This window comes from Nocardia sp. CY41, assembly GCF_009829325.1.
Taxonomy (GTDB): Bacteria; Actinomycetota; Actinomycetes; order Mycobacteriales; family Mycobacteriaceae; genus Nocardia.
The window spans coordinates 1-15,550 of the sequence record NZ_VUOS01000008.1; the positions used below are offsets into that span (position 1 = coordinate 1).

The following is a 15,550-nucleotide window of genomic DNA, read 5'->3' on the forward strand; positions in this document are numbered from 1 at the left end:
GCGGATGTTCGGTCTCGCTTCGCTCGGAAGACGTGGTTGCGGTGAGCTGGGCGCGTTGGAGATGAACCTTGCGGCCCGTAGCGCGCCGTTTCGGAGGCTCCTTTGCGGTGGCCGCCGCTTGCTCCTTCGTCGCGTACGCGGCGGCCACGCAAACGCGAGCCGGGCCGCGAACGGCGGATGTTCGGTCTCGCTTCGCTCGGAAGACGTGGTTGCGGTGAGCTGGGCGCGTTGGAGATGAACCTTGCGGCCCGTAGCGCGCCGTTTCGGAGGCTCCTTTGCGGTGGCCGCCGCTTGCTCCTTCGTCGCGCACGCGGCGGCCACTCGAACGCGAGCCGGGCCGCGAACGGAACATGCTCGGTCTCGCTTCGCTCGAAACCTGGGGTCGAGGTGCGCTGGGCGCGTCGGTAGCGGAACGCGCTGCCCGATGCACGCGGTCCGGAGCGACTGGCCGACAGACCGCCCGAGGCCGTTGCCTGCTTCTTCGTCGAGTGCGTGGCGGCCTTACTGGTATGGGTTTCGCTCGAAGCCGGTGGTCGAGCTGGTGTGGTTGCCTCGGGTGGTGTCCGCGCGATCAGGGGTTGCGGCGTTGCCGTCGGCCTGATGCCGCGCTGGCGGTGCCACTACGGCTGGTGTGTTGGTTCGATCGTGCTTCAACGGCGCTTGCCGGTCTCGCTTCGCTCGAAGCTGGTGGTTGTGTCTGACTGTGACCTTGCTACCACGGGTTGTGCTGTTGCCGCTGGTTTGAGATCGCTGCTCTCGGGATCGCTTCCGGCTGCGGTGCCGGTTCGACCGGGTTTCGGACCGCTTGCTCGGTCTCGCTCTGCTCGAAGCGGAGTTGAGGCGGAAGGCTGTTGGGATTGTGTCGTTGGAGATCGTCTTCGATGTGAGGGTCCGGGCGAAGTCGGAGGGGGTACTGCCGCCGTCAGCGTGTGCGGCGGCTGCGGAGGGTGGCGGTGGTGAACTCGGTGGCGGCGATGCGGAGGCGGTGGTGGTGGGGGACGACCGCGCGGTGGCCGAAGACGGCGTAGTCGCTGCGTTCGATGTGCCGGAGGATGTCGGCGTACAGGGTGGCCGCGGTGCGGATGGCGGGGCGGACCCGTGGTTCGAGCAGGTCGATGCCCGGTTCGGCGCGGCGGTAGAGATCCCGGTTGACGGCGATGAGGTGGGCGAGGGCGCGGCGTACGCGCGGATCGGTCCGGCCGGTGCGGCGGCATTCGAACAGCAGTTCCTCGTCGACGCCGAACGCGGCGAGGGCGTCGGCGGGCAGGTAGACCCGGTCGCGGTCGAGATCCTCGGCGACATCGCGCAGGAAGTTGGTCAGCTGGAACGCCTCGCCCAGCGCGGCGGCGGCGGGCTCGGCCTCACGCACCGGGACGATCGTGCCGAGCACTGGTAGCAGCTGCAATCCGATCGCGGCCGCCGAGCCCCGCATGTATGCGCCTAGCTGAGCCATGGTGGCGTAGCGATTGCGGAAGGCCGGGGTACCGGGCGCGTCCATGCGCATGGAATCCAGGAACGTCCAGAAGTGCTGTGCCGCAATACCGTAGCGGTGGATGGTGTGGGTGACGGCGGCCAGCACCAGGGCACGTGGCTGTGGGCTCGCGGTCCGGCCCACGGGGGATTCGAGTGCGGCCCGAAGGTCCCGCTCGATCAGGTCGAGTTCCGCGGCGGGGACGCGATCGGGCGCCCCGGCGGGACGGTCCGCCCGGTCGACGACGTCGTCCACCATGCGTGCGAACGCGTACAGTGCGTGCACGGCGGGCCGTCGCTCGGCCGACAGCAGTCGGGTGGCCAGGAAGTAGGTGCGGCCGTGCGTGGCGGCGATCTGCCTGCACTCGCGATAGGCGAGCGGAAGCAGAGCGGAATCGGACAGCCGATCTCCGGTCATGGGGCGGCGGACGAAGCGGTGGCCTTGCCGGGCGTGGCCGCGACAGTGCTCGGCGGCGCGGTGCGCAGGCGCAGCGGGTCCACCGTGCGCAGCGACAGCGCCGCCACACCCGCGGCGAAGGTGGCGGCGGCGACGTGCCAGAAGTTGTACAGGCCGATCGAGCCGTCCGGCTGGAAGACCAGCATCAGCCAGGTGCATACGCCGACCAGCGCCATCAGCGTGGTGGTGGACAACGCGAACCCGGCGGCCAGCGCCAGCGGCCAGGAGTAGTACCAGGGCAGTGCGGCGGGCGAGAGGATGACGATCGCGACGAACGCGATGAGGATGCCGAGCACCGCCTCCCGCTCGCTGTGCCGGAACCGCCACCAGGTCAAGGCCAGCACCGCGACCAGCGCCAGCGCGCACAGCGCGCGGGTCACCTCGAGCACCGATTCCAGGCGCAGTGGGGTGATCCAGGTGACCGCGTGCGCCATCACGGTGGGCAGCGACAGCCAATTGATGATCTTCTTGGAACCGGACAGCGCGGTGAGCCAGCCGATGCCGACGCCTGCGATGGCCGAAGCGGCGACGAAGACGACGGCGAACACGCTCAGACCGAGCCCCGCGATCTTGCCGAACACGAGAGCGGGATGCGGCATGTCCTCGGTGGGCTCCGCGGCGTCACCGGGTCGCTCGCCCGCGGGCAGGTGCGCCGGATCGCGTCCGACCCGCTGCGCCGCGCGGCGCTCGCGTTCGTGCAGCATCCAGATCCAGACCAGGAACGGCAGCGCCACGCCCGCGGTCGCCTTGATGGCCACCCCGATCGCGACGACCACGATGCCCGCCACGTGGTGGCGCTCCAGCACCAGCGCGATGCCCGCGCACATCAGCCCGACCATCAGCATCTCGTTGTGCACGCCGCCGATCAGATGGATCAGCACCAGCGGGTTGAGCACCGCCAGCCACAGCGCGACGGTCGGCTTGCCGCCGAGGTGCTTGGTCAGGTACGGCACCGCCCACATCATCAGCGCCAGGCCGGGCAGCATGACCAGGCGCATCGCGATGGTGCCCGCCACCACGTTGTCGCCGGTGACGGCGGTGATCGCGCGTCCGAGCAGCAGGAAGACCGGCCCGTAGGGGGCGGTGGTGGTGGTCCACACGGGGCTGACGTTGTCCAGCAGCACACCGGGATTGGCGACCGGTCCGACCTGATAGGGGTCGAAGCCGTCGCGCAGCAGCGCGCCCTGGGCGAGGTAGGAGTAGGCGTCGCGGCTGAACATCGGCACCGCGAACAGCAGCGGCGCGATCCAGATGCCGACGATGGCGCGCAGCTCGTTGAGCGTCACCTCGGCGCCGATCCGGTCGCCCGTCCCGATCGTGGCGCGCCCGAGCCGGACCCAGGCGGTGATCATGAGCAGCACGCCGATCCAGATGCAGATCGTCGACAGCGCGTAGCCGTGCCCGAACCGCAGCCAGGACAGGTGCATGGCCTCGAGCAGCGGATCGCGCTTGCGGACGCTGCCCGCGCCGAAGCCGCCGAACATGATCATGATCGCGCCGAAGAAGCCGAGCAGGGCGGCATGGCCCTCCGGGCTCCTGGCGAAGTCGGCGCAGGTGCGCATCCACCACAGGAAACCACGGGGAGCGGCCGATTCGCGACGTGCGGAGGCGAGTGACGAGGTGCGGACGTCACCGGCGGAGGCGGCCTCTGCGGTGCGCGTTTCGGGGGATGCCATCTGGTGTCGGTCCCCCCGAATGGTCGGCGGTCGCAACCGCGAGCGAATAGGTCGGCGCTTAGTTTACGGCGTCGCCTCGAACCCTATCCGGCTGGTGCGCGGGGTCGCACGCGGAGTGCGCCCGATCTCGCCCGCGATACGGTTTGCCGCCAGTTTCCCGGAAAGCAGGGCGGTCGGCACGCCCACACCTGGCGTGGTGCCGCAACCGGCGATAACCACATTGTCGCTGGAGCGGGGGAAATTGCTCGGCCGGAAGGGGCCGGTCTGGCGGAAGAGATGGGCCGCGGAGAACGGTGTGCCCGCCAGCATGCCGCGGTCGTGCCAGGTCTGCGGCGTGTCGAGCCGGTCGACGGCGAAGTGTTCGGCGATGCCCCGGTAGCCGCGTGCCTCCAGCACGGTGAGCAACTCCCGCAGATAGGCCGGTCCCAGCCGCGGCCAATCCAGCGGGGCCGATGCGAGATTGGGGCACGGCGCCAGCAACGAGAACGGCTCGTGGCGTCCGTCCGGGCGTGCGATGAACTGGCTCGGATCGGTCAGGGCGGGTCGGGTCAGCAGCAGCGAAGGGTCGCTCATCAGCGTTCCGCGGCCCCGGCGGGCGGTGATCTCGGCGAATGTCCGATCCCACGCCTGCCCGAATTCGATGGTGTGGTGCGCCTGCACCGGCCAGTCCGCCGCGACGGCGGCGGGGATCGTGCCGTGCGCCACGACCGCCGATGGCGAAGCGCGCAACCCGCGCCGGATGCGCACCCCGAATCGATCGAGCGAGCCGAGGTCGGCGGTCAGCACGAGCGCGTCGCAGTCGAACGAACGCCCATCGGCGGTGCGCACGCGCCGGGCGCGCCGGCCCGCGTAGTCGATCCCGACCACTTCGGTGTTCAGTTCCAGCGTGCCGCCCGCTTCGGTGAACGCCTGCGCCAGTGCCGCGCCGATCGCCCGCATACCGCCCTCGGGGAAGTAGACGCCCAGCGAGGTGTCCATATGCGGAATCGCGCCGTAGACCGCGAGTGCCTCAGCGGGCGGCATGCCCGCGTACAGCGCCTGGAAGGTGAACAGCCGCGCCAGCCGCGGATCGCGCAGGAATCCGCGCACCCGGGGCCCGAGCCTGCCGAAGCCGCCGAGGCGCACCAATTCGGCCAGCGCACGGCGCTTTTCTCGGCTGCGCACCATATCCAGCGGCGAGTCGAAGTTGGTGTCCATGAACTCGGTGAACTCGGCCGCGTAGATGCGCGCCAGCCAGTCGCGCAGGCGCCGATATCCCCGTGCCTCGGCCGGACCGCCGATCCGCTCGACTTCCGCGGCCATCGCGTCCGGATCGGCGAAGACCCTGATCTCGGCGCCGTCGGCGAACCGGACGTGATAGCCCGGCGCCATCCGGTGGATGCGCAGCGCAGGCACGCAGGTCTCCGGCGCGCGGCCGACGGCGGCGAGCGCGTCGGTGATCAGCTCGGGCAGCGTGAGGACGGTGGCGCCGGAATCGATGTCGTAGTCCGCGCCCCGATAGCGCCCCACCCGGCCGCCGGGATGATCGGCGCGCTCGAGCAACGTCACCGTGTGACCCGCACCGGTCAGGTACAGGGCGGCCGAGAGGCCGGCCAGTCCCGCGCCGACCACCACGACGCGATCGGTCGGTCCCGCAACGGTTCGCACCCGATTCACCTCCTCGCCGTCCGGCGGATGGCGCGCGATGCCGTGCTCACGCCGTGCGTTCGGTCGCCGCCAGCGCCATGGCGCGCAGCCGTTCCTTGGCCACCGCGGTCGCCGAGCTGGTCTCGATGGCGGCCAAGCCGCTGTCGGTGAGTTCGGTGATCCGGCGTTCCACCTCGTCGACCGCGCCGAGTTCGACGAGCAGTACGCGCAGCCGCTGCACCTGCTGCGCGTCCAGGTCGGTGCCGATGCTCGAGCGCAACAGCGCGGCCGCGGCGGCATCGGACTCGTCGGCGCGGCGCAGCGCCTCGGCCAGCAGCACGGTGCGCTTGCCTTCGCGCAGGTCGTCGCCGGAGGGTTTGCCGGTCACCGCCGGATCGCCGAATACGCCGAGCAGGTCGTCGCGCAGTTGGAAGGCGATCCCGATGGCGGTGCCGAACCGGCGGTACGCCTCGATCAGCCCTTGGTCGGCGGCGGCGATGGCGGCGCCGAGGTGCAGCGGGCGTTCCACGGTGTAGGCGGCGGTCTTGTAGCGGTTGATGCGCAGCGCGGCCTCGACCGATTCGTCGCCGCCCGCCTCTCCGCTGACGTCGAGCAGCTGGCCGCCGAGCACCTCGGTGCGCATGTCGGCCCACACCGGCGCGAACCGGGCGATGGCGGCGGGCGCCAAACCGGATGCGTGCACCATGTCGTCGGCCCAGGACAGCGCCAGATCGCCGATCAGGATGGCCACGCTGGCGCCGAAGTGCGCCGCGTCGCCGGACCACCCGCGGTCGCGATGCCGCTGCTCGAAGTCGACGTGCACGGTGGGGAAGCGGCGGCGGGTGCGGGAGGAATCGATGATGTCGTCGTGGATCAGCGCGCAGGCCTGCACGAGCTCGAGCGCGGAGCACGCGGTGAGCACCGCGGCGGCCTCGGGCGCGTGCGGATCGCCGCCCGCACCGAGCCACCCGGTCCAGGCGAACGCGGGCCTGGTGCGTTTCCCGCCGCGCAGCACGAACTGCTCGAGCGCGTCGGTGGCCTCGACGAAGACCGGGCCGAGGCGCTCGGTCGTCGGACGGCGGGTGGCGAAGAAACTGGTCAGGGCGTCTTCCACGGCGGTGACGAAGGCGGGGGTGCCCGGCTGCGGCACCGCGGGGCGCGGCGTCTGAGTCCCGGTTGCGGCGGACAGGGGAGCCTCCAAGGTCGTGCGGATGGTGGACGCACGGGGTCGCGACGGTGCCCGGGCGCTGCGGGTGATTCGGGGCCGAGCGGAGGCTGTCGCGCGTGTCGCTCGGCGTGGCGACCAGGTCGCCCGATGCGAAGAATACGCGGGGCGTCCGAGCGACCCGACGGGGCCGCCACCGGCCACCTCTACACTGAACCGGTGACTTTCGACAACGTGCGGGGAAGCTCGACCCCTGGCCGGCCGTCCCGGACGCACCCGAACGTCTCTGGCACACCTTCGGTCGTACAGAGTCTGGGGGCTCACACGGGGCACGCGGTGCCGTTCTCCGTGGAGTTCAATCCGCCCCGCGACGCCGCCGCCGAGGCGCGGCTGTGGCGCGCCGTGCGGCAATTCGAGTGCATGCATCCCGCGTTCGTGTCGATGACCTACGGTGCCGGCGGTTCCACGCGCGACCGCACCGTCCGCGTGACCGGGGAACTGGCCCAGGAGACCACGCTGCTGCCGGTCGCCCACCTGACCGCGGTGGGGCACAGCGTCGCCGAACTGCGCTCGCTGGTCGGCGCGTACGCCGACTCCGGGATCCGCAACATCCTGGTGCTGCGCGGCGACCCGCCCGGTGACCCGCTGGGCGAGTGGACCAAGCACCCCGACGGCGTGTCCTACGCCGAGGAACTGGTGCGCATCGTGCGCGATCTCGGCGACTTCCACGTCGGCGTGGCGTCGTTCCCCCAGGGGCATCACCGCTCGCCGGACCTGGCGACCGACACCGCGTTCCTCGCCGCGAAACTGCGTGCGGGAGCGGAGTATTCGATCACCCAGATGTTCTTCGACGTGGAGCACTACCTGCGCCTGCGGGATCGGCTCGTGGCGCTGGACCCGATCGAAGGTGCCAAGCCGATCATTCCGGAGCTGATGCCCATCACGTCGCTGCGCACGGTGCAGCGCGCCGAGGAGCTGTGCGGCAGGCCGTTGCCTCCCGCCGTCATGGCGCGGCTGCGCAAGGCGGCGGGCGACGGCGGCGAGGAGAACACTGCGGCGGTGCGCGCGGCGGGGATCGAGATCGCCACCGAGATCGCCCAGCGGCTGATCGCCGAGGGCGCGCCGTGCCTGCACTTCATCACGCTGAACTTCGCCAAGGCGACCAGCGAGGTGCTGACCAACCTCGGTTACGGCGTCACGGCCACACCGGTCGGCGTCTGAACTCTCCGGTCACGCGCATCGCCGGGTGTGCTGCTCCGACGCCGTGACCGGTGGCATTTCGTCCCTCCGCCGGCGGCGGTACCTACGAGCGGGTCCAGGACGAGTACGCCGCCGATCGGTGGCACGGTTTGCCGACGAGCACGTCGGCCGGCGCGAGGGTGCACCGGCCGGACTCGGGTCAGGCCGCGCGGGCGGCGCGCGACCCCCATGCGTCGGCGAGCAGCCGGTGCGATTCCAGGCGGTCGGCGTGCCGATGAGTGATCGTGGTGACCAGCAGCTCGTCCGCCCCGCTGACACGTCGCAGTGCGGCCAGCCGCTCCACGACGGTGCCGGGCGATCCCACGAACCGGGTGGCCAGGCGATCGTCGACGAGCCGCCGTTGTTCCGCGGTGAGCGGGGCGATGGCGGCCGGATCGGGGTACTCGGCCGCGCCCGCGCCGCTGCGGATGCTGTAGACCCAGTGGCCGTAGCCCGCGGCCAGCCGCCGCGCGGTCGCGTCGTCCTCGCCGACGACCACGTCGGCGGATATCACCACGTACGGTTCGGCCAGCTCGGCAGAGGGGCGGAACGCCGCGCGATACGCCTCGATCGCGTCCAGCGCGGTGCCGGGCGAGACGTGGTAGGCCGCGGCGAACGGCAACCCCAGCCGCCCGGCCAGCTCCGCGCTCTCGCCCGCGGTGCTGCCGAACAGCCACAATCGCACCTGCGCGCCCTCACCGGGGACCGCGTGCAGCGCAACGCCTTCCGGGCTGACGAAGGTGCCCGCGAGCAGGTCGCGCACCTCGTCGACCTGTTCGGCGAAGTCCAGTGGCTGCGCGCCGCGCTGCTGCAACGCGCTCACCGAGGCGATGAACCGCGATTTGTCCGTGATGCGGCCGGGGTCGAACGGCGGCGGAACCACCACGCCGTCGCGGATCTCGGTGCGCCCGGTCACCGCGTCGGCCACCGGCTTGCCGCTCTCCGGCCGCGCGGCTTCCGCCCCGAACTGGCCGCGCCGATGACCCGACCGGCCGAGACCGAGGTCGATCCGGCCCGGGTACAGCGCGTCGATGGTGCCGAACGCTTCCACGATCGAGGCGGAGGTGTGATGACCCACCTGCACGGCCGCCGAACCCACTCGGATGCGCGCGGTGGCCGCGGCGACCAAGCCGATCAGGGTGATCGAGGAGGAACTGGCCACCGACACGAAGTGGTGTTCGGCCAGCCAGTATCGGTGGTAGCCCCACTCTTCGGCGTGCTGGGCCAGGTCGACGGTGTTGCGCAGGGCCTGCTGCGCCGTCGAGCCGGCGCTGATCGGCGAGAGGTCCAGGATCGAGAGGGGAACCGGCCGGTCGCTCATGCCGCCCGCCCCTGCCGCGGATCCTGCTCGCCCGCTTCGATCGCGACGCGCAGCCGGTTCTGCGCGGGCGCCACCGGGCAGGTCGCGAAATCGGTGAAGGCGCAGGGCAGATTCGCGGCGCGGTTGAAGTCGAGCAGCACCGCGCCGTCCGCGTCCGGTGCGCCGACGGCGAGTGAACGCGCCGCCGGGTAGGTCGTCACGCCGCTGGTCGCGTCGGTGAACAGCACCCGCAGGTCGTCCCTCTCGCCGAAGGCGACGACGCGCTCGGTCACCTCGCCGATGCGGAATTCGATGGTGCCCGCGGCGCTGTGGTGGTGTTCGAGGCCCGCCAGCACGGCTCCGGTGACCACCGTTTGCTGTCGCGCGAACGGCGTGAACCGCCCGGGGACCACCCAGCGCGGGTCGGGCCGGTAGGCCGGGATGCCGTCGAAGGTCAGCAGGGCGGGCGCAGCCGGGTCGTGCACGCGCACGGCGTAGCGGCCGGTGCGGCGGATCACCTCGAGCACCCGCCGCTCCTGCCGGACGTGCAGCCCGGGCGCGCCTTCGGTGGGCGTGACGATCTGCACGCCCGCGATGCCGAGCCCGTCGTATTCCAGCCGGTCGGCGGGCTGGGCGGTGATGAACACCTTCTCGTCGGTGACCCACCAGGTGCCGGGCACGTCCGGCAGCCGCTCGGGGCGGTCGGTGAGCCAGTGCAGCCCGGTCAGGCTGAGAAAGCCGAGCGGGTCGCGCATCTGGTCTTCTCGTGCGTGGTGCCACTGCGCCCACTCGGTCTCGAAAACGCTGGTGATGCTCGTGGTCATGACGTTCGGGCTCCTTCGTGGGCGGTGGTGCGACGGTGGGGATGGCGCAGGCCGGGGTGGTCGCGCAAGCGGGTGGAGAGCGGCATCAGGCGGTTCCCTCCGCGTCGATCCGGTTCCGCAGCGCCGGGTGTGTTCCCGCGGCGGCGACGTCGGGCGCCAGGAGCAGCGCCTGCCGCCACAGCGCGGCGTGCGCGCCGGGCGAGGATCGGATGACGCGGCGGTCGCGCTCGCCGCGGGCCGGGGCGACGGCGTGCACCCGCGCGTTGCCGGAGGTATCCGCGGCGCGCGGGGCGCGCAGTCGGGTGCGCCACCATCGGGCCGGGTCCGGTCCGAAGGCGACGGGGGCGGCGGGAACTTCCGGTGCCGGAGTCGATTCGGCGCCGGCCGGTTTCCGGTTGAAGGCGGAGTACACCATCAGGACGATCCTTTTCGGTCGGTGCCACCACGTGGTCGGCTTGTGGCCGGTGGTGGGCTCCGGTGAGCGGAGAGGGGTGATCGCGGAGGACGGGACGGGCTCCGGGCGGCTGCGGCACGGGGCCCGGCGCTGCTGCCGGTTCAGCACCCGGCTGTGCCGGTAGGTCTGATTCGGCATCACGACACCCCTTTCGCGACGGCGGGCGCCGGGATGGCCGACAACAGTTCGCGGGTGTACTCGTGCCGCGGGTCGCCGAAGATTTCGGCGGTGCGACCGTATTCGATGATGCGGCCGTGCCGCAGCACCGCGACATGGTCGCTGATGCGGCGCACCACCGCCAGATCGTGTGAGATGAACAGGTAGCTCAGCGACAGCTCGCCTTGCAGACGATCCAGCAGTTCGAGGATCTGAGCTTGGACCGAGGCGTCCAGCGCGGACACCGGTTCGTCGAGCACCAGGAGTTCGGGGTGCAGCGCCAGGGCACGGGCGATGGCGACGCGCTGACGTTGTCCTCCGGACAATTCCGCGGGTCTGCGCTGCGCGAACCCCGCCGGGAGCGCGACCTGTGCGAGCAGCTCCGCCACCCGGTCGCGCCGTTGTGCGCGATTCCCGACGCCGAACGCGCGCAGCGGTTCCTCGACGATCGCGCCCACCCGCCAGCGCGGATCCAACGAAGCGTAGGGGTTTTGGTACACCACCTGGAAGCGTTTGCGCAGCGCGCGCAGTCGCGATCCGCGGGCCTCCGACAGCGGCTGCCCGTCGAAGACGACCTCGCCGCGGTCGGCTTCGGTGAGCCGCAACGCGATCCGCGCGGTGGTGGACTTGCCCGAGCCGGATTCGCCGACCAGCGAGAGGGTTTCGCCGCGGCCGAGTTCGAAGCCGACTCCGGCCACCGCGGTCACGCTGTCGCCTCCGTGCGCGCGGAATGTCTTGTGCACCTCGCGCAGAACCAGCAGCGGTTCGCCGTCCCGGGGCTTGGGCGCGCGGTAACCGCCCGCCGGGGCGAGGCTCGGCGAGGCGGCGAGCAGGCGCTTGGTGTACGGGTGCCGGGGCGCGGCCAGCAGTTCGGCGGTCGGGCCGGTCTCCACCACTTCGCCGCCGTTGAGCACGACGAGCCGGTCCGCGCGTTCGGCGGCGACGGCCAGATCGTGGGTGATCAACAGCACCGCCGTGCCGCGCGCCGCGATCTGCTCGGCGAGCCGGTCCAGTACCCGGCGCGCGACGGTCGCGTCCAGGGCGCTGGTCGGCTCGTCGGCGATGATCAGGTCCGGTGCGCAGGACAGGGCCGCGGCGATGAGCACCCGCTGGCGCTGCCCGCCGGACAGCTCGTGCGGATACTGGGCGGCACGCAGTTCCGGCCGGTCCAGCCCCGCGTCGGCCAGCAGTTCGATCGCCCGCGTCCGCGCCGTCTTGCGGTCGGCCGGCCCGTGCACCAGCAGCGCTTCGGCCACCTGGTCGCCGACGCGCCGGACGGGGTTGAGCGACAGACCGGGATCCTGCGGGACGAATCCGATGCGGGCTCCGCGCAGCCGTCGCAGCACGCGTTCGGAGCCGGTGTCGACCACGGCGCCGTCGAAGGTCACGGTTCCGCCGGTGAGCTCGGCATGTGCGCCGAGCAGGCCGATCACGGCGTGGGCGAGCGTGGACTTGCCGGAGCCGGACTCGCCGACCAGCGCAACCACTTCGCCGCGGGCCACGGTGAGCGACACACCGTCGAGCGCGGTGACCGGGCCCGCGTCGGACCGGTATCGCACCCGCAGGTCCGCCACGTGCAGCAGCGGTGTCGCCGGGGCGCTCACGCGGGTGCTCCGTTCCCGATGACGCGGCCGAGGCGCTGGGCGGCGAGCACGACGGCGATGATGACGAAGCCCGGCAGGGTGGTCATCCACCACGCGGTCGCGAGGTAGTTGCGGCCCTCGGAGATCAACGTGCCCCACTCGGGGGTGGGCGGTTTCGCGCCGTAACCGAGGAAGCTCAGCGCCGACACGGCCAGCACCGCCATGCCGAACTCGACCGCGGCCAAGGCGAGGACGGGCTGGACCGAATTGGGCAGCACGTGCCTGGCGAGCACCGTGTACCAGCGCACGCCCGCGGCGTGGGCCGCCTCCACGTACACCGCCTGACGGACCCGCAGCACTTCCGAGCGCATCACGCGCGCGAAGTTGGCCACCAGCGAAACGCCCACCGCGACGGCCACGTTGCCGGTGCCGAAGCCGAGCGCGGTGACCAGCGCGAGCGACAGCAGCAGCGCGGGCACCGACAGCAGCACGTCGACCAGGCGCATGACGACGGCGTCGACCACGCCGCCGACCGCGCCGGCCAGCAGCCCGAGCAGCGACCCGGCGACGAGCGCGATGCCGACGGCGGCCAGGGTGGCGGTCAGCGAGAGACCGGCTCCGTGCACCATCCGGGTGTACAGGTCGCGTCCGAGATTGTCGGTGCCGAACCAGTGTTCGGCGCTGGGGCCCTGCAATTTCTGCGCGGGCACGGCGGTCAGCGGGTCGCCGCCGGCGAAGACCGACGGCGCGAGCGCCCATCCCAGCGCCAGCAGCGCGACGGCGCTCGCGACCAGCACGCCCGCGTTGCCACGCACCCGCTTCCAGCGCACGGTGGGCCGCCGCAAGCCGGGTAGCGCCGCGCGGCGCTGTTCCTCGGTGACGTCAACCACGAATCCGCACCTCCTCGGTGAACGGCGCGCCGGTCACGGATCCGGCGGCAGGGCTGACGAAAGTGGCGTCAGACACGGATGATCGCCTCCTCGGCGGTGTCGGCGGCGGCCTGCTCGGACTCGCCGCTCACGGCCGGGGAGCGGGCGGCGATGCGCGGATCGAGCAGCGGATACAGCAGGTCGACCGCGAGATTCACGCTGACGAACACCGCCGAGGTGAGCAGCACGATGCCCTGTACCACCGGGATGTCCTGCGCCAGCACCGCGGTCTGGGTCAGCCGGCCGACGCCTTGGCGCGCGAACACCGTCTCCACCACCACCGATCCGGCGAGCATGTTGCCGACCAGGACTCCCGCGATGGTGAACGCGGGCACGCTGGCCGGCCGCAGCACGTGCGTGCGTTGCACCCACCAGCGCGATCCGCCCTTGGCCAGCGCCACGTCCACGAACGGCTGCCGCCAGGTGGCTTCGAGCCCGGCGGTGAACACCTGCGCTATGACCGCGCCGATCGGCAGGGCCAGGGTGAGCGCGGGCAGCACGGTGCCGGCGAACCCGTGCCCGCCGAACGCGGGCGCCAGCCGCAACTGGAACGAGAACACCTGCAGCAGAAGCAGTCCCGTCCAGAAGGACGGCACGGAGACGCCCAGCGACGGCAGCGCGGCCAAGGTGTTACGCAGCCACGGCCGCCGGGTCTGGGTGGCCGCGAAGGCCAGCGCCACGCCTCCGGCGACCGCGAAGAGCAGCGCCGCGCCGGTCAGTGCGAGTGTGGCGGGCAGCGCGTCGCCGATCGCGCCGGTGACCGGCTGCCCGGTGGCGATGGAATGTCCGAGATCGCCGCGGACGGCGTGCCCGAGCGCGGTCCAATACTGTTCCCACAGTGGCCGATCCAGTCCGTAGCGAGCCTGCAACTCGGCGATGGCGGCCTTGTCCACCGGTGTGCCCGAGCCGCCGCCGTCGGCCGCGATCGAGACCGGGTCGGCGGGCAGCAGGTACAGCACCACGAACGAGAGCGTGAACGCCGCCCACAGCACCCAGACCGCTTGCAGGGCCCGCAGGGCCAGATAGCGTGCCATGGCTAGCGTCCGCTCAGCCAGGTGTCGAAGAACTGCAATCGCGCCGAGGCTTCGAACTTCAGATCCCGCGTGTTCGCGCCCGCCCCGATCGCCTGGGACAGCTCGACGGTCGGGATCTGCAGTCCGGCGTCGAGCACCTGTTCCTGCGCGATACGGATGAGCCGGTTGCGTGTCGCGGTGTCGATGGTGCTGACCTGCCCGTTCAGCGCGTCGTCCAACGCGGGGACGGGGCCGCGCGCGTTGAGATTGCGTCCGTCCAGACCGAAGGAGGTGCGCAGGATGTCACCGTCGGCGCGGGTGGTGTTGCTGTAGGAGGTGTCGAAGTCCTTGCTGTTCTGCCGCGCCGTGGTCTCGGCCACCGACACCAGGTCCAGCTTCAGCTCGACGCCGACCTGCCGCAGCTGCTGCTGCACCAGTTCGAGGATTGCCTGATTGCCCGCGAACACCTGGCTGAACAGCACCGAGAACGACAACCGCTCGCCGTTCTTCGCCCGGACGCCGTCCGCGCCTGGGATCCACCCGGCCTGGTCGAGGATGGTGCGCGCCTTCGCCGGGTCGTAGGCCAGGCGTGCCGAGAGGTCGGTGTAGCCGGGGGTGGTGCCGGCCAGCGTGCTGGTGGCGGGCTTGAACTGCGGGCCGAGGACGGTGTCCACCAGCTGCTTGCGATCGATCGCGGGCAGCAGCGCCTGGCGCACCGCCGGATCGCGCAGCGGCCCGCGGGTGACGTTCACCTGCAAGCCGAACGGCACGCCCGGGTTTGCGGTGCTGAGCACCCGGCCGCCCGCCGCCTCGATCTGCGGGGCGTCCTGCGGCAGCGCGTCGCTGATCGCGTCCAGCTGCCCGGAGGCGAGACTGCCGGTGCGCACTCCGGATTCGGGCACCACGGTGAACTCGATCTTGTCCAGGTAGGCCTCGCCGCGGTGGGCGAACACCGCCGAACCCCAGTGGTAGCCGGTGCGCTTGACCAGCGTCGCCGAGGCGTCCTGGCGGTAGGCCGCGTAGGTGAACGGTCCGCTGCCCACGTTGTCGCCGAGGCAGCGCTGCTCGGCCGGCTTGGCGGTGGTCACGTCGGCCTGGATGCCGAGCGCGGCGGTCGAGGACGCCTGCAGGAACGGCGCGTTGGGCTTGCTGAACTCGACCCGGGCCGTGAGCCGGTCCACGGCCGTGGTGCCGACGTAGCCGGTGAGATAACTGCTGCCCAGCGGCGCCTTGCCCGAGCCGAGCTTCACGACCGAGTCGAAGGTGTTGCGCACCGATTCCGCGGTGAGCGGCGTGCCGTCGCTGAAGGTGACGCCGTCGACGAGATGGAAGGTGAAGACCTTCGCGTCGGGGCTCGCCTCCCAGCTCTGGGCCAGCCACGGCTTCAGCTCGCCGGTGGCCGGGTCCTGGTCGGTCAGCGAGTCCACGATCTGGCGGGCGACGTACAGCGTCTGGTTGGTGCCGGCCTGGGCGGGATCCGAGCAGGTCGGCGCCTGGGACAGGCCGTAGCGCAGGGTGCCGCCGGGCTGGGGCGGGCCCGCGTCGCCGCCGAGCGCGGCCGAATCACTGCCGCAGGCGGCCACGGTGGTGGCCGCGGCGAGCGCGCCGGCCAGCGCGACGATTCGGTGACGGGTTCGAGTCACGGGGCAACTCCAGAT

12 protein-coding genes are annotated in these 15,550 nt (G+C 71.7%); 1 reads left to right on the forward strand and 11 read right to left on the reverse strand.

Annotation, left to right across the window (positions count from 1 at the left end; translation table 11 throughout):
* Window positions 1–922 precede the first annotated feature (922 nt).
* The 4 genes from GVY64_RS10725 to GVY64_RS10740 form a co-directional block, all read right to left on the reverse strand.
* Window positions 923–1,888, reverse strand: a complete 966-nt coding sequence (locus tag GVY64_RS10725; RefSeq protein ID WP_159840374.1) for a phytoene/squalene synthase family protein — start codon at window positions 1,886–1,888, stop codon at window positions 923–925.
* On the reverse strand, window positions 1,885–3,603 hold the full coding sequence (locus GVY64_RS10730; protein WP_159840375.1) for an alpha-(1->6)-mannopyranosyltransferase A: 1,719 nt from the start codon (window positions 3,601–3,603) through the stop codon (window positions 1,885–1,887). Before GVY64_RS10730 ends, GVY64_RS10725 begins: the two co-directional genes overlap by 4 nt.
* 63 nt (window positions 3,604–3,666) lie before the next feature.
* Window positions 3,667–5,250 carry a phytoene desaturase family protein gene (crtI, locus tag GVY64_RS10735; RefSeq protein WP_159840376.1) on the reverse strand — a complete coding sequence of 528 codons (1,584 nt, stop codon included), beginning with the start codon at window positions 5,248–5,250 and terminating at the stop codon, window positions 3,667–3,669.
* Window positions 5,251–5,296: 46 nt separating this feature from the next.
* Complete coding sequence (locus tag GVY64_RS10740; protein ID WP_159840377.1) at window positions 5,297–6,430, reverse strand: polyprenyl synthetase family protein; 1,134 nt, start codon at window positions 6,428–6,430, stop codon at window positions 5,297–5,299.
* Between the two features lie 183 nt (window positions 6,431–6,613).
* Between GVY64_RS10740 and GVY64_RS10745 the strand changes: the two genes are divergently transcribed.
* A complete protein-coding gene (locus GVY64_RS10745) occupies window positions 6,614–7,615 on the forward strand; it encodes a methylenetetrahydrofolate reductase (RefSeq protein ID WP_159840378.1) in 1,002 nt (333 codons plus the stop codon).
* A gap of 178 nt (window positions 7,616–7,793) precedes the next feature.
* Here the strand turns inward: GVY64_RS10745 and GVY64_RS10750 are convergent, their stop codons facing one another.
* The 7 genes from GVY64_RS10750 to GVY64_RS10780 all read right to left on the reverse strand — a co-directional run bounded on the left by GVY64_RS10750 (window position 7,794) and on the right by GVY64_RS10780 (window position 15,535).
* Window positions 7,794–8,954, reverse strand: coding sequence for an LLM class flavin-dependent oxidoreductase (locus GVY64_RS10750; RefSeq protein WP_159840379.1), 1,161 nt, complete (start codon window positions 8,952–8,954; stop codon window positions 7,794–7,796).
* Window positions 8,951–9,757 carry a DUF1684 domain-containing protein gene (locus tag GVY64_RS10755; RefSeq protein WP_159840380.1) on the reverse strand — a complete coding sequence of 269 codons (807 nt, stop codon included), beginning with the start codon at window positions 9,755–9,757 and terminating at the stop codon, window positions 8,951–8,953. The genes GVY64_RS10750 and GVY64_RS10755 overlap by 4 nt, the downstream gene beginning before the upstream one ends.
* Window positions 9,758–9,842: 85 nt before the next feature.
* A complete protein-coding gene (locus GVY64_RS10760) occupies window positions 9,843–10,172 on the reverse strand; it encodes a hypothetical protein (RefSeq protein WP_159840381.1) in 330 nt (109 codons plus the stop codon).
* A gap of 176 nt (window positions 10,173–10,348) precedes the next feature.
* Window positions 10,349–11,971, reverse strand: a complete 1,623-nt coding sequence (locus GVY64_RS10765) for a dipeptide ABC transporter ATP-binding protein (protein WP_159840382.1) — start codon at window positions 11,969–11,971, stop codon at window positions 10,349–10,351.
* On the reverse strand, window positions 11,968–12,780 hold the full coding sequence (locus GVY64_RS10770) for an ABC transporter permease (protein ID WP_442939561.1): 813 nt from the start codon (window positions 12,778–12,780) through the stop codon (window positions 11,968–11,970). Before GVY64_RS10770 ends, GVY64_RS10765 begins: the two co-directional genes overlap by 4 nt.
* Before the next feature lie 128 nt (window positions 12,781–12,908).
* Window positions 12,909–13,913 (reverse strand): ABC transporter permease, encoded by a 1,005-nt coding sequence (locus tag GVY64_RS10775; RefSeq protein ID WP_159840383.1) that lies wholly within the window; start codon window positions 13,911–13,913, stop codon window positions 12,909–12,911.
* 2 nt (window positions 13,914–13,915) lie between these two features.
* On the reverse strand, window positions 13,916–15,535 hold the full coding sequence (locus GVY64_RS10780) for an ABC transporter substrate-binding protein (protein ID WP_159840384.1): 1,620 nt from the start codon (window positions 15,533–15,535) through the stop codon (window positions 13,916–13,918).
* Window positions 15,536–15,550: the final 15 nt, after the last annotated feature.

What these genes read in the sequence shown, in the direction of transcription:
- GVY64_RS10725 (WP_159840374.1), bottom strand. Translation starts at nt 1,888, where the DNA reads ATGACCGGAGATCGGCTGTCCGATTCCGCTCTGCTTCCGCTCGCCTAT.
- GVY64_RS10730 (WP_159840375.1), bottom strand. Translation starts at nt 3,603, where the DNA reads ATGGCATCCCCCGAAACGCGCACCGCAGAGGCCGCCTCCGCCGGTGAC.
- GVY64_RS10750 (WP_159840379.1), bottom strand. Translation starts at nt 8,954, where the DNA reads ATGAGCGACCGGCCGGTTCCCCTCTCGATCCTGGACCTCTCGCCGATC.
- GVY64_RS10755 (WP_159840380.1), bottom strand. Translation starts at nt 9,757, where the DNA reads ATGACCACGAGCATCACCAGCGTTTTCGAGACCGAGTGGGCGCAGTGG.
- GVY64_RS10760 (WP_159840381.1), bottom strand. Translation starts at nt 10,172, where the DNA reads ATGGTGTACTCCGCCTTCAACCGGAAACCGGCCGGCGCCGAATCGACT.
- GVY64_RS10775 (WP_159840383.1), bottom strand. Translation starts at nt 13,913, where the DNA reads ATGGCACGCTATCTGGCCCTGCGGGCCCTGCAAGCGGTCTGGGTGCTG.